12 protein-coding genes and 1 tRNA gene are annotated in these 13,689 nt (G+C 67.1%); 4 read left to right on the plus strand and 9 right to left on the minus strand.

Translation table 11 applies throughout. The features are described from left to right. The 4 genes from QGN32_RS16965 to QGN32_RS16980 all read right to left on the minus strand — a co-directional run bounded on the left by QGN32_RS16965 (position 1) and on the right by QGN32_RS16980 (position 3,641). The gene (locus QGN32_RS16965; RefSeq protein WP_326545477.1) at positions 1-1,245 is read right to left on the minus strand and encodes an alpha/beta hydrolase family protein; all 1,245 of its coding nucleotides are present in this window, start codon (positions 1,243-1,245) and stop codon (positions 1-3) included. Between the two features lie 111 nt (positions 1,246-1,356). Then, positions 1,357-1,935 (minus strand): aminoacyl-tRNA hydrolase, encoded by a 579-nt coding sequence (pth, locus tag QGN32_RS16970; protein ID WP_326545478.1) that lies wholly within the window; start codon positions 1,933-1,935, stop codon positions 1,357-1,359. Between the two features lie 6 nt (positions 1,936-1,941). Further along, on the minus strand, positions 1,942-2,613 hold the full coding sequence (locus QGN32_RS16975) for a 50S ribosomal protein L25/general stress protein Ctc (protein WP_326545479.1): 672 nt from the start codon (positions 2,611-2,613) through the stop codon (positions 1,942-1,944). 143 nt (positions 2,614-2,756) lie between these two features. After that, complete coding sequence (locus QGN32_RS16980) at positions 2,757-3,641, minus strand: oxidoreductase (RefSeq protein WP_326545480.1); 885 nt, start codon at positions 3,639-3,641, stop codon at positions 2,757-2,759. A 115-nt stretch (positions 3,642-3,756) separates the two neighbouring features. Between QGN32_RS16980 and QGN32_RS16985 the strand changes: the two genes are divergently transcribed. After that, entirely contained in the window at positions 3,757-4,605 is an 849-nt protein-coding gene (locus QGN32_RS16985; RefSeq protein WP_326545481.1) for a type IV toxin-antitoxin system AbiEi family antitoxin, read from the plus strand. An 81-nt stretch (positions 4,606-4,686) separates the two neighbouring features. On the opposite strand, the gene QGN32_RS16990 is transcribed toward QGN32_RS16985, so the two are convergent. The 5 genes from QGN32_RS16990 to QGN32_RS17010 all read right to left on the minus strand — a co-directional run bounded on the left by QGN32_RS16990 (position 4,687) and on the right by QGN32_RS17010 (position 8,413). Further along, positions 4,687-5,343: an LpqN/LpqT family lipoprotein gene (locus QGN32_RS16990; RefSeq protein WP_326545482.1), complete on the minus strand. Its 657-nt coding sequence runs from the start codon at positions 5,341-5,343 to the stop codon at positions 4,687-4,689. After that, on the minus strand, positions 5,340-5,702 hold the full coding sequence (gene arsC, locus QGN32_RS16995; protein ID WP_326545483.1) for an arsenate reductase (glutaredoxin): 363 nt from the start codon (positions 5,700-5,702) through the stop codon (positions 5,340-5,342). Before arsC ends, QGN32_RS16990 begins: the two co-directional genes overlap by 4 nt. Then, positions 5,703-6,683 (minus strand): ribose-phosphate diphosphokinase, encoded by a 981-nt coding sequence (locus QGN32_RS17000; RefSeq protein ID WP_326545484.1) that lies wholly within the window; start codon positions 6,681-6,683, stop codon positions 5,703-5,705. It abuts the gene before it with no gap. 76 nt (positions 6,684-6,759) lie between these two features. Then, the gene (gene glmU / locus QGN32_RS17005) at positions 6,760-8,232 is read right to left on the minus strand and encodes a bifunctional UDP-N-acetylglucosamine diphosphorylase/glucosamine-1-phosphate N-acetyltransferase GlmU (RefSeq protein ID WP_326545485.1); all 1,473 of its coding nucleotides are present in this window, start codon (positions 8,230-8,232) and stop codon (positions 6,760-6,762) included. 109 nt (positions 8,233-8,341) lie between these two features. After that, a tRNA-Gln gene (locus QGN32_RS17010) sits at positions 8,342-8,413 on the minus strand. 87 nt (positions 8,414-8,500) lie between these two features. On the opposite strand from QGN32_RS17010, the gene QGN32_RS17015 reads away from it, so the two are divergent. The 3 genes from QGN32_RS17015 to QGN32_RS17025 all read left to right on the plus strand — a co-directional run bounded on the left by QGN32_RS17015 (position 8,501) and on the right by QGN32_RS17025 (position 13,663). Next, a complete protein-coding gene (locus tag QGN32_RS17015; RefSeq protein WP_326549119.1) occupies positions 8,501-9,106 on the plus strand; it encodes a TetR/AcrR family transcriptional regulator in 606 nt (201 codons plus the stop codon). Positions 9,107-9,222: 116 nt separating this feature from the next. Then, entirely contained in the window at positions 9,223-12,858 is a 3,636-nt protein-coding gene (mfd, locus tag QGN32_RS17020) for a transcription-repair coupling factor (protein ID WP_326545486.1), read from the plus strand. Positions 12,859-13,096: 238 nt separating this feature from the next. Further along, on the plus strand, positions 13,097-13,663 hold the full coding sequence (locus QGN32_RS17025; RefSeq protein ID WP_326545487.1) for a hypothetical protein: 567 nt from the start codon (positions 13,097-13,099) through the stop codon (positions 13,661-13,663). Positions 13,664-13,689: the final 26 nt, after the last annotated feature.

Below are 13,689 nucleotides of genomic sequence, written 5' to 3' on the forward strand. Positions count from 1 at the left end.
TCACTCCACCTGAGCGGATACCCGCTTCACCAGACCCGACTGGACGAGCGCGGCTTCGATGAACCGCTGCACCGGCCGCGCCTCGAAGAACCCGGTGTGGCCACCGCGGTACCAGACGATTTCGGGCCGGCCCCAGTGCTCCCAGAGCCGCACCACCTGTTCCCGGGGGTGCACCAACCGGTCGGCGAGGCCCGCGTAGACGAACCGGCCCCGCATCGGCACGCGAGGAGTCAGGCTGAGCGGCGAGGTCATCCTGCCGAGCGGTTCGGCCAGTTCGATGGTGTCGCGGCGCGGATCATCGCGCCGGAACCCGGCGTGACGGCCCAGCAGTTCGACGAGGTCGACGACGGGGACACCAAGCACCGCGCAGGTCAGTCCCTCTTCCAGGCTGGCCACCAGCGATGAGACGTAGCCGCCGAGCGAGATGCCGTTCAGGCCGATCGGCGCGTCCGGCTCCTGGCTGCGGATCCACGACAACAGGCGGCGGACGTCCCACACTGCCTGCGCCGCCGCGTGCACGTCGTCGAGGATGTCCTCACCGGGGAACACGGCCCCCTTCGGCAGACCCCGCGCACGAGGACCGTGCATCGGCAGTACCGGCAGCACGACGTTCAGCCCAAGTTCGCGGTGCAGCCACTGCGCGCGGAAGAGGGTGAGATCGAGTGCGGCACGGCCCATCTCGGCGCCGTGCACACACACCAGCCAGGGTGCCGGCTCGCGGTGGCGCAGCATCAACGCATAGCATCGCCGGTTGCTGGTATAGCTCAGCCAGCGCTCGGCGCCCGGCTCCCTGGGATCGGGTACGTAGCCGCTGTCGAACACCATGCGTTGGTGAGAGTGCCTGCGGGACTTCACCCGATGGATCGCGATGTCGGCCAGCGCAGGCGGCGGCGCGAAGAATAGCGTCGGGTCGTCGAGCCAGCCCATCTGCTGGTAGAAGTCGACCGCGGCGGCCGCCTCACGAGTGATGCGCGAGAACGTGTCCGGGTCGCTCAGTGGTCGGCGCGCCCGCAGACCGAGCAGGACGATCTCATCACGGAACGCATGGGTCGCCAGCGACAGCGTGGGCCGCGCGACGGGGATGTCGCTGTCGGTCCGTTCGAAGTAGTCGCGCCAGGCTTCGGCGTAGAACCGACCGGTGCGCTCGAGGGGACCGAACACGTTTCCCAGCCCGCCACCGGACGGTGTGAACAGCGGGGGACTGGGGCGTCTGTCGTCGGTGTCGTCGTGGTCGGGTGCCGCCATGAGGTTCACGGTAGGGCGGGAACCGACAGCGAAATAGGGACTTTAGTCCGCCAGAAGGGCCCAATCGTCCCCCCTGCGCCGACTCCGCGGCCGAGTCGGGGGCGATTCCGGCTAGGCCCAGGCGTGGACGATGTTCTGCGCGGGCTCCAAACCTTGCGCCACAAGAATTTCGGTGGCGTCGGCGGCCTGCTCGCAGATCGTCGGAACGTCCTTCCACTCGGCGGATGTGAACGTGCTCAACACGTACTTCGCCCCGTCGGTCCGGCCGGGCGGGCGGCCGATGCCGATGCGGACCCGCTGAAAATCGTTGCTGCCCAACGACGCACCGACCGACCGCAGGCCGTTGTGCCCCGCCACTCCGCCACCGAACTTCAGCCGGATCCGGCCGAAGTCGATGTCGAGCTCGTCATGGATCACGACGATGTCGGCGGGCGACACCGAGTAGAACTTGGCCAGCGGAGCGACCTGGCGACCCGACTCGTTCATGTAGGTGCGCGGCTTGGCCAGCACCACCGGGCGTCCGGCGAGACGGCCGGTGACCACCTCGGCGCCGGACTTCTTGTGCACCTTGAACCCCGAACCCATGCGGTCGGCGAGGATGTCGGCGACGAGGAACCCGAGGTTGTGCCGCGTGGTGGCGTACTGCGGCCCCGGGTTGCCCAGGCCGACCACAAGAAGTGGTTCGGCCATACTGGGTTACTCGGACTCTTCGGCGGGTGCCGCTTCGGCCGCTTCGGCTTCCTCGGCGGCGGGTTCGGCCGCTTCGACGGCCTCCTCCTCGGCTGCACCCGCGCCCTCGGCCTCGAGTTCCTCGGCCGTCGGCGCGACGACGACGTTGACCACCAGCGCCTCCGGGTCGGTCACCAACGTGACCCCCGACGGCAGCGCAAGTGCGCCGGCCGTGAACTGCGTGCCGGCCTCGACGCCTTCGACGGAGACGGCGATGTTCTCGGGGATCGACTGCACGTCGGCTTCGACCTCGATCGTGTTGGTCTCCTGCGTCACCAGGGTGCCGGGTTCGGCATCACCCTCGATGACGACGTTGACCTCGACGACCACCTTCTCGCCCCGGCGGACGACCAGCAGGTCGGCGTGCGTGATGGTGCGACGGATCGGGTGGATGTCGAGCGCCTTGGTCAGCGCGAGCTGTTCCTTGCCGCCGATGTCGAGCGTGAGCACCGCGTTGGTGCCCGAGTTCCGAAGCACGGCGGCGAAGTCATGACCGTCGAGTTCGAGGTGCTGCGGGTCGCTGCCGTGGCCGTAGAGGACCGCGGGCACCTTGCCGTTGCGGCGGGCCCGGCGCGATGCGCCCTTGCCGGTCTCGGTGCGGACCTCGGCGGTCAGGTTGTTGGGGGCGTTCTTCGCCATGAGGTGGGTGCTCCTGTCGTGTACTCGGCACGGCCAGGGCTCAACCACCAGGGGTTCGCGTCGATAACGGTGGCTCCCGATATTTTCGCCACCCTCGCCGTGATCACCGGCCAGGTTAGCGGAAAACGCTGCTCAGCCCCAAATCAGAGCGGGAACTTGGTGTCGGTGAGCTGCTCGGAGAGCTCCCACAGCGCCGTCGCCATCTGCGCGTCTCTCGCCAGCGGGCTGCGCACCGAAGTGGGCCCGGTGGGACCGCGGCTGGCGAACCGTGGGCCGACGAAGGTGTCGCCCGGCAGGTCTTTCGCCACCGCGTACAGGGTCTGGCGGGCACCGAATTCGACATTGGTGGCGAACAGTCGGTTACTCGCGAGCCAGAACCGCGTGCCGAACCGATTACCGGTCTGCCCCTGCAGGTTGGTCGCGGAGTAACCGGGATGCGCGGTGATCGCCCTGACCGGTGACCCGGCCTCGGTGAGGCGACGCTGCAGATCCTTGGTGAACAGCAGGTTCGCCAACTTCGACTGGCCGTAGGCCGGCCACGCCAGATACGGCCGCGCCTTCCAGTTGAGGTCTTTGAGGCTGATCCAGCCGAAGAAGTGCATTATCGATGACACGGTCACGACCCGGTCGCTGATCTTGGGCAGCAGCAGATTTGTCAGCGCGAAGTGACCGAGGTGGTTGGTGCCGATCTGGCTCTCGAACCCGTCGACAGTCAACGCGTACGGCACGGCCATGATGCCGGCGTTGTTGACCAGCACGTCGACCGCGTCGACGCTGTCGGCGAAGGCGCGCACCGACGCCAGATCCTGCAGGTCGAGCTTGCGGACCTCGACTTGCCCGGAGTTGGCGGCGCTGATCGCCGCCGCGGCCTCGTCGCCCTTAGCGGTATTGCGCACGGCGAGGACGACCTTGGCGCCGGCGCCGGCGAGTTCACGCGCCGTGACCAGGCCCAGGCCGCTGTTGGCGCCGGTGACGACGACGGTGCGTCCGGTGAAGGAGGGAAGATCCGCGGCGGTCCAGTCGCTCATGGCGTTCACCCTAGTGAGGACGCGCGAAATGGTATTCCAGCAGGCCTCCACTCGACCTTTTCCTGCTGGAACGCCATTTCGCGAACTTGTCGGTGCAGGCCATCAAGATCTGGCCATGGGGGAGATACTTATCGGGTCAGAGGCCGTCGCGAACGGCGTCGTCACGCGACATGAACTGGCCCGCTGGTACCGGCCGGTCTATCCGGACGTTCATGCGTTGCGCGGACAGGAGTTGACGCTTCACGACCGGGCCACTGCGGCGTACTTGTGGTCGAAACGCGGCGGTATCCTCACCGGCATCGCGGCCTCGGCACTTCACGGCGCGGACTGGGTCGACGCGAACACAGCGATCGAGATGGTCTACGACTGCAACCGTCCACCGAGAGGGATCATCGCACGTAACGAACGCATAGTGAGCGATGAGTACGCTTGGCGGAACGGACTATTCATCGCCACTCCCGCGCGTACCGCCTTCGATCTCGGTCGACACTTACCTCGAGGGCAGGCAATCGCCCGGCTCGACGCCCTCATGCGAGCCTGCCCATCTTCGATGGAGGACGTACTGCTCCTGGCCAAGCGGTATCGGGGGACGCGGGGAGTCAAGCGACTGAGGGATGCGCTGCCTCTGGTCGACGGTGGGGCAGCGTCGCCGCGCGAGACATGGTTGCGGCTGCTCTTCATCGACGCCGGACTCCCGAAGCCGACCACCCAAATACCCATCCTCGACGAGTGCGGGAACCTCCTTCGAACTGTCGACATGGGTTGGGAGGACTTCAAGGTGGTCGCGGAGTACGACGGTGATCAGCACCGAACCTCCCGCGCCCAGTACGTGAAGGATCAGCGGGTCATTCCGAAGATCGAACGGCTCGGCTGGATCGTTCAACGTGCGATCAAGGAAGACCATCCTCAGTACCTGGTCAGCCGGGCCTGGGACGCGCTGGTCTCGCGCGGCTGGCGACCCTAGCCAGAATCTCGCGAAACGGTATTCCAGCAGGCCTCCACTCGAACTTTCGCTGCTGGAATACCGTTTCGCGGCACCAAACAGCTACTTCGGTACCGCGACGTTGAACCCGCCGATGATCTTTTCGATGTCCGGGGCCTCTTCGACGGCCTTTTCCGCATACCCGGTCACCGTGAACTGGACGAGATAGCGCTGCTTGGCGGGCGGTGCGCCGGTCGCGATCACGATGCGGTTGTAGCTGTGCATCCGGGCGCCGTTCAGGTCGTAACTGCCCTCGATCATCGCTGACGGAAAACCCTTGAAGTCATCCATTGAGGCGTTGAGCCGCTTGAAGTTCTGCGACGTCTCGGCGTCGACGTACCCGTGCTTGATGGCCTCTTCGGGATCGAAGTCACCGGTCAGCTTCATCACCACGAGCATCGCGATCGGGTACGTCTCGCCCTTGGCGATCACCCTGGTGCCGGGCGCGAAGTTCGTGTTGAAGTACGGCGCCCACCCCTGTGGCGTCGGATACGAGACCGTCAGATCGGTGAGCTTCTCGGGGAAAACGGGATCGCCGGTGACGCCGGCCTGCTCCAGGAACGCCGCGATCGGCACCGGCTTGTCGTCCGCCTCGGTGGTGGACGTCGGCGCCGACGACGTCGACCACACCGACTGGTAGTCGGGAGGTTCCGTGCCGCAGCCGGCTGCAGCGACGACCGCGACCGCACCGGTGAGAAGCGCAAAGCCCCGGCGGCTCACAGAATTTCGCGCACCGCGTCGATCGGCCGGGCCAGCCGGGTGCCTTTCGGCGTGACGACGAACGGCCGCTCGATCAGGATCGGGTTGGCGGCCATCGCGTCGAGAAGTTCGTCATCGCCGGCGCCGTCGAGACCCAACTCGGCGTAGAGGGGCTCCCGCTTGCGTACCGCCGTTCGGACATCGATGCCGGCGTCGGAAATCATCTTCTCCAACTCGGCGCGCGTCGGCGGCGTCTTGAGGTACTGCACGACTTCGGGCTCGATTCCGTTCTCCCGCAACAGGTCCAAAGTCTTGCGCGAGGTCGAGCACTTCGGATTGTGGTAGATGACGGCGGCGGGGCGCCCATCGGATTCAGACACTTACGCCGACCCGTCGAACAGGCTGGTGACCGAACCGTTGTCGAACACGGCGCGGATCGTGTTGGCCAGCAACGGTGCGATCGACAGCACGGTCAACTGCGCGAAGCGCTTGTCCTCGCCGATCGGCAGCGTGTTGGTGACAATCACCTCGCAGGCCCCGGACTCGGTCAGCCGGTCGCGCGCGGGATCGGACAGCACGCCGTGCGTCGCCGCGATGATCACGTCACCCGCGCCGTCCTGTTTGAGGAGCTTGACCGCCCCGGCGATCGTGCCGCCGGTGTCGATCATGTCGTCGGTCAACACACACGTCTTGCCGCTCACCTCACCCACGACCCGGTTGGACACCACCTCGTTGGGCTTCAGCGGGTCGCGGGTCTTGTGGATGAACGCGAGCGGAACGCCGCCCAGCGAGTCCGCCCACTTCTCGGCGACGCGAACCCGCCCGGAGTCCGGGGACACGACCACCATGTCGTGGTCGGCGTAGTTCTCGGCGATGTATCCGGTCAGCAGCTTCTGCGCCCGCATGTGGTCGACCGGCCCGTCGAAGAAGCCCTGGATCTGGTCGGTGTGCAGGTCGACGGTGACGATCCGGTCGGCGCCGGCGGTCTTGAGCAGATCAGCGACCAGCCGTGCCGAGATCGGTTCACGTCCCCGGTGCTTCTTGTCCTGCCGTGCATAGGGATAGAACGGCAGAATCGCGGTGATGCGCTTGGCGCTGCCCCGTTTAAGCGCGTCGATCATGATCAGCTGTTCCATCAGGTGCTTGTTCAGCGGTGCCGGATGGCTCTGCAGTACGAAGGCGTCGCAGCCGCGGACCGACTCGTCGAACCGGACGAAGATCTCGCCGTTGGCGAAGTCGCGTGCGGTCTGCGCCGTCACGGGTACGTCGAGTTCCTTGGCGACCTGTTCAGCGAGTTCGGGGTGTGCCCGACCCGAGAACAACATCAGGTTTTTGCGGTTGTCGGTCCACTCGGTGCCCACAGTGCGCCCTCAAGGTCGGGGGATCGATACTGCCTAATCGTACGGGTTGCCGGATCGCCAACGTCCGGCAACTGGCTCACGACTTGTCGGCGTCGTCCCGGTTCTCGTGTTCGCGGGCCTTGCGTGCGGCTTCGGCGGCCTTGGACCCCGGGCGTTTGCGCTCCACCCAACCCTCGATGTTGCGCTGTGTACCGCCGGACACCGCCAGGGCGCCGGGCGGGACGTCGTCGCGCACGACGGTTCCCGCGCCGGTGTAGGCGCCGTCGCCGATCGTGACCGGGGCGACGAACATGGTGTCCGATCCGGTGCGCACGTGCGAGCCGATCGTGGTGCGACTCTTGGTCTCGCCGTCGTAGTTGACAAACACGCTCGACGCGCCGATGTTGCTGTGTTCGCCGATGTCGGCGTCGCCGACGTAGGTCAGGTGCGGCACCTTGGTCCCGGCGCCGAGCGTCGCGTTCTTGGTTTCGACGAACGCGCCGAGCTTGCCGTCGGCGCCCAAGACGGTGCCCGGCCGCAGGTAGGCGAACGGCCCGACCGCCGCTCCGGCACCGATCGTCGACGAGCTGCCGTGCGTACGGATCACGCTGGCCGCCTCGCCGACCGTGACATCGGTCAACGTGGTGTCGGGGCCGATCTGGCAGCGATCGCCGATCCGGGTGCCGGCGAGCAGTTGGGTGCCCGGCTGCACGACGGCGTCACGGCCGATGGTCACGTCGACGTCGATCCACGTGGTGGCGGGGTCGACGACCGTCACCCCTGCCCGCTGATGCGCGGCGACGATGCGCCGGTTGAGCTCGGCGCCGAGCTCGGCCAACTGCACGCGATCGTTGACCCCCGCGACCAGGGTGGAGTCGTCGACATGCTTGGCCCGCACGACATGGCCGTCGGAGCGGACGATCGAGATGACGTCGGTCAGGTACCGCTCCTGCTGTGCGTTGTCCGATCGCAGCCGGCCCAACGCGGACCGCAGCGCGGTGACGTCGAACGCATACACCCCGGCGTTGACCTCGGCGATGGCCCGCTGTGCCGGGCTGGCGTCGGCCTGCTCGACGATGCCGGTCACCTCACCGTCGGCGGTGCGCAGAATTCGCCCGTATCCGGTCGGGTCGACGAGCGTGGTGGTCAGCACGGTCGCCGCGGTGGGCCGCGCGTTGTGCGTGCTGGTCAGGTCGGCCAGCGTTTCGGCGTCCAGCAGGGGCACGTCACCCGAGGTCACCACCACCGTGCCGGCGAATTCGGCCGGGAGCGCCGACAGCCCGCACTCCACGGCGTGCCCGGTGCCCAGCTGCTGCTCCTGTACCGCGGTGTCGATGCCGCGGCCGAGCTCTGCGGCCAGCCGTTCGATCGCCGGCATCACCCGCTCGCGATCCTTTCCGACCACGACCACCAGGTGCTCGGGCGCCACCTCGGCCACCGCGTGCAGTGCGTGCGCGAGCATGCTGCGTCCGGCCAGTGTGTGCAGCACCTTCGGGGTGTCGGACCGCATCCGTGTTCCCGCACCGGCCGCGAGGACGACGACCGCCGATGCCGTGGGCCCGTGGGTCATTAGGGTTTCCCCTCCCCTTCCCCGCGAGCCCTTCCCCGCGAGAGACCGTGTCTGTCCGGCGACACACCGCTTCACCGTCTCATTTCGCGGTCGCTCGCCGCTCAATCCGCTCCGTCGCCAGGACTCGAACCTGAACTATCTGAACCAAAATCAGAGGTGCTGCCGATTACACCACGACGGATCGATCAACTCGTGATGCTAGTCGACTGCATCTAACCTGATAGGCGTGGCAGCACCCGACAAGGAGGTCCGGGCACCGCGGGCGCGGATGACCGGCGCCGAGCGGCGCCACCAGCTCATCGACGTCGCGCGGTCGCTGTTCGCCGAGCGCGGCTACGAGGGCACCTCGATCGAGGAGATCGCTCAGCGTGCCAACGTGTCCAAGCCCGTCGTCTACGAGCATTTCGGCGGCAAAGAAGGCCTGTACGCGGTGGTCGTCGACCGCGAGATGTCGGCACTGCTCGACGGGATCACCTCGTCGCTGACGCGGATGACCAACAACCGGTCCCGGCTGCGCATCGAACGGGTCGCGCTCGCCCTGCTGACCTACGTCGACGAGCGCACCGACGGGTTCCGCATCCTGATCCGCGACTCTCCGGCGTCGATCACCTCCGGCAGCACCTATTCGACGCTGCTCAACGAGGCGGTCAACCAGGTGTCCTCGATCCTGGCCGGCGACTTCTCCCGTCGGGGGCTCGATCCCGAAATGGCACCGCTGTACGCCCAGGCGTTGGTCGGCTCGGTGTCGATGACCGCGCAGTGGTGGCTCGACGTCCGCGAGCCCAAGAAGGAAGTGGTGGCCGCTCATCTGGTCAACCTGTGCTGGAACGGGCTGATGCACCTCGAGAACGACCCGGTGCTGCTCGACGAATAGCGCCGCCTCTCGCCGAGACCGACGTTTTGGTCGATTTCGCCGGCGCCTTCCCGCCATAACGTCGGTCTGGGCAGCGCACGCATGCAGTTCGCCGCTCCACTTAGGATGGAAGCATCATGACCGCATCGGGGACCCGTTCTGTCCCAACCCCGATCGCCGGGCTTGCCGAGCTTGCGCTACGAGAACCCTCCCTCGCCGAGATCTCGCGCCGTGCCGCCGACAAGCCCGCCGATCTCGCCATCATCGGCCCGGCGAGCGCCAGGGTATTCGTCGCGTCGGCGCTCGCGCAGACGGCTCCGCTGGTCGTGGTCACCGCGACCGGGCGGGAGGCCGACGATCTGACCGCCGAACTCCGCGGCGTGTTCGGCGACGCCGTCGCGATGTTCCCGTCGTGGGAGACACTGCCGCACGAACGGCTGTCGCCGGGTGTCGACACCGTCGGTGCGCGGCTCTTGTTGTTGCGCAGGCTGACTCATCCAGACGATGCGCGTCTGGGCCCGCCACCGCGGGTGGTGGTGACCACCGCCAGGTCGCTGCTGCAGCCGATGGCCCCCGACGTCGCCGACGTCAAACCGGTGACGTTGACCGAAGGCGGCGAGGCGGATTTCGACGGCCTGATCGCGCGGTTGGTCGAACTCGCCTACACCCGCGTCGACATGGTCGGCAAACGCGGCGAGTTCGCCGTGCGCGGCGGCATCCTCGACCTCTTCCCGCCGACGTACGAGCATCCGGTGCGCGTCGAGTTCTGGGGCGACGAGGTGTCCGAGATGCGCATGTTCGCGGTCGCCGACCAGCGGTCGATCCCCGAGATCGACGTCGAGACCCTCATCGCCGTGCCATGCCGCGAGGTGCTGCTGACCAAGGATGTGCGCGAGCGTGCCGTCGAACTCGCCCGCGAACATCCCGTGCAGGAGAACACGCTGCCCGGCAGCGTGCCCGACATGTTGGCCAAGCTCTCCGAGGGCATTCCGGTCGACGGTATGGAGGCGCTGCTGCCGCTGCTGCGTAACACCGAGTTGTCGACGTTGTCGGACGTTCTGCCCGCGGGCACGCCGCTGTTGATCTGCGATCCGGAGAAGGTGCGCACCCGGGCGGCCGACCTGATCAAGACCGGGCGCGAGTTCCTGGAGGCGTCCTGGTCGACGGCCGCCGTGGGCGGTGGCGCGCCGATCGACCTCGAAGCGCTGGGCGCCTCGGGGTTCGTCGAACTCGACGACGCACGCGCCGCGGCCCGCGCGGGCGACCACCCGTGGTGGACGCTGTCCCAACTGTCCGACGAGGCCGGTTTCGAGGTCGACATCCGGCCCGCGCCGTCCGCCCGCGGATCGCAAGCCAACATCGACGAGATCTTCGCGATGCTGCGCGCCCACGTCGCGACCGGCGGCTATGCGGCTGTCGTCACCCCGGGCGCGGGCACCGCGCAGCGCGTCGTCGAGCAGCTCGCCGAATCGGACGTTCCCGCAGGGCTTTTGGAGCCCGATGTCGCACTCAAGGAAGGCGTCGTCGGCGTGCTCAAGGGTCCGCTGCACGACGGCGTGGTGATCCCGGGTGCGAACCTCGTGGTGATCACCGAGACCGATCTCACCGGCAACCGGGCCGCCGCGACCGAAGGCAAGCGGCTGGCCGCCAAGCGGCGCAACGTGGTTGACCCGCTGGCGCTCAGCGCCGGCGACCTGGTCGTGCACGACCAGCACGGCATCGGCCGGTTCGTCGAGATGACCGAGCGCGTGGTGGGCGGTGCGCGCCGGGAATACCTGGTGTTGGAGTACGCCTCCTCCAAACGCGGTGGCGGGACCGACAAGCTCTACGTGCCGATGGATTCGCTGGACCAGCTGTCCCGCTACGTCGGCGGGGAGTCGCCGTCACTGTCTCGGCTCGGCGGCAGCGACTGGACGAACACGAAGACCAAGGCGCGCCGCGCTGTCCGTGAGATCGCCGCCGAATTGGTGTCGCTATACGCCAAGCGGCAGGCCTCACCCGGTCACGGCTTCGGCCCGGACACCCCGTGGCAGGCGGAGATGGAGGATGCGTTCGGGTTCACCGAGACCGTCGACCAGCTGACCGCGATCACCGAGGTCAAGGCGGACATGGAAAAGCCCATTCCAATGGACAGAGTGATCTGCGGCGACGTCGGCTATGGCAAAACCGAGATCGCCGTGCGGGCGGCCTTCAAGGCGGTGCAGGACGGCAAGCAGGTCGCGGTACTGGTGCCGACGACCCTGCTGGCCGATCAGCATCTGCAGACCTTCTCGGAGCGGATGGCCGGGTTTCCCGTCACCGTGAAGGGGTTGTCCCGCTTCACCGACCCCGCCGAGTCCCGTGCGGTGCTCGATGGCATGAAGGACGGCAGCGTCGACATCGTGATCGGCACACACCGGCTGCTGCAGACGGGGGTGACCTGGAAGGATCTCGGTCTGGTCGTTGTCGACGAGGAGCAGCGCTTCGGCGTCGAGCACAAGGAGCACATCAAGTCGATGCGCACCCACGTCGACGTGCTGACCATGAGCGCGACCCCGATCCCGCGCACCTTGGAGATGAGCCTGGCGGGCATCCGGGAGATGTCCACGATCCTGACCCCGCCCGAGGAGCGCTACCCGGTGCTGACCTACGTCGGACCCCACGACGACAAGCAGATCGCCGCGGCGCTGCGCCGTGAACTGCTGCGCGACGGGCAGGCGTTCTATATCCACAACCGGGTCAGGTCGATCGACCAGGCCGCGGCGCGGGTGGCCGCACTGGTGCCCGAGGCGCGTGTCGTCGTCGCGCACGGCCAGATGCCCGAGGAACAACTCGAGCGCACCGTCGAGGGATTCTGGAACCGCGAGTACGACATCCTGGTCTGCACGACGATCGTCGAGACCGGCCTGGACATCTCCAACGCCAATACGTTGATCGTCGAGCGCGCCGACACCTTCGGCTTGTCGCAGCTGCATCAACTCAGGGGCCGCGTCGGGCGCAGTCGCGAACGCGGCTACGCGTATTTCCTGTACCCGCCGGAGGTTCCGCTCACCGAGACGGCCTACGACCGGCTCGCCACCATCGCGCAGAACAACGAACTGGGTGCGGGGATGGCCGTGGCGCTCAAAGACCTGGAGATCCGCGGCGCGGGCAACGTGCTGGGCGCCGAGCAGTCCGGTCACGTCGCCGGCGTCGGCTTCGACCTCTACGTGCGCCTGGTCGGCGAGGCGGTCGAGGCCTACCGCGCGGCCGCGGACGGCAAAACCGTTGTGGCACCGGAAGAACCGAAAGACGTCCGGATCGATCTGCCCGTCGACGCGCACCTGCCGCCGGACTACATCGGCAGCGACCGGCTGCGCCTGGAGGGCTACCGCAGGCTGGCGTCGGCGGCCGATCAGGACGCCGTGGACTCCGTCGTCGAGGAACTCGTCGACCGGTACGGGCCGCTGCCCGAACCCGCGCGGCGCCTGGTGGCCGTCGCGCGTTTGCGGTTGTTGCTGAAGGCCTACGGCGTCACCGAGGTCAGTGCGGTGTCGGAGGCGACGGTGCGGCTGTCCCCGCTGCAGCTGATGGACTCTGCGCAGCTTCGGCTCAAGCGGATGTACCCGAGCGCCAACTATCGGGCCACCACCTCGACCGTGCAGGTGCCGATTCCGCGTGCCGGCGACGGGATCGGCGCGCCGCGCATCCGCGATCTGGAACTGGTGCAGCTGGTCGCCGACCTGATCCTGGCGCTGGACGGAAAACCCCAGGGCAGTGTCGACGTAATTTCGAGCCGCAATTCTTCCGCCTGATGGCCTGGTGACACGCGGTTTCGCTGTGTTCGGCTGGGACCGATCCGGGCGACGCTGATAACGCGGCGGTGTGTCGACACGACATACACGTTGGGGGTCAAGGTGTTGCGTTGTCGTCCAAACCGAGGGCGTCGACCGCCTGACATCGGCGGTTAAGCAATTTCCTAAACCGAACATCACGCGAGTGCCACCGAGCTGGTGGGTGCACGTCGCGCTGACGCAAGGCGAAGGAGTATCGATGAATTTCAAGAAATTCGCAGCAACGACCACAATGACCGGCGTACTCGGGCTCGGCGCCCTGGGTCTCGCGGGTTTGGCGCAGGCCCAGCCCGACGTGCCCAAGCCGCCCCCGGTGCCGGTTCCGAACGTGCACATCCCCGATGTGAACGTGCCGAACGTGAACGTTCCCGATGTGAACGTGCCGAACGTGAACGTTCCCGATGTGAACGTGCCGAACGTGAACGTTCCCGATGTGAACGTGCCGAACGTGAACGTTCCCGATGTGAACGTGCCGAACGTGAACGTTCCCGATGTGAACGTGCCGGATGTCAATCTTCCCGACGTCGACGTGCCGACCGTGCAGTTCCCTGAGGTCGACAACTACTTCAAGCTGCCGAACGGCCACATCCCGCCGGGACAGCTCAAGAATTCGGCGTTCATCAACGGCGTTCCGAACCCGTTCTACGGGATCCCGCCCGGGCAACTGAAGAAGCTGCCCGAGGTGAACGGGGTCGTCAACCCGTTCTTCGATGAGAAGCCGGGCCACTGGGTGATCCCCGACGGTCCGATCGAGCCGGAGTCCTGAGTCACCGAATGTGACACCGGAATGTG

This window comes from Mycolicibacterium sp. ND9-15 (assembly GCF_035918395.1).
In the GTDB taxonomy this organism is placed as follows: Bacteria; Actinomycetota; Actinomycetes; order Mycobacteriales; family Mycobacteriaceae; genus Mycobacterium.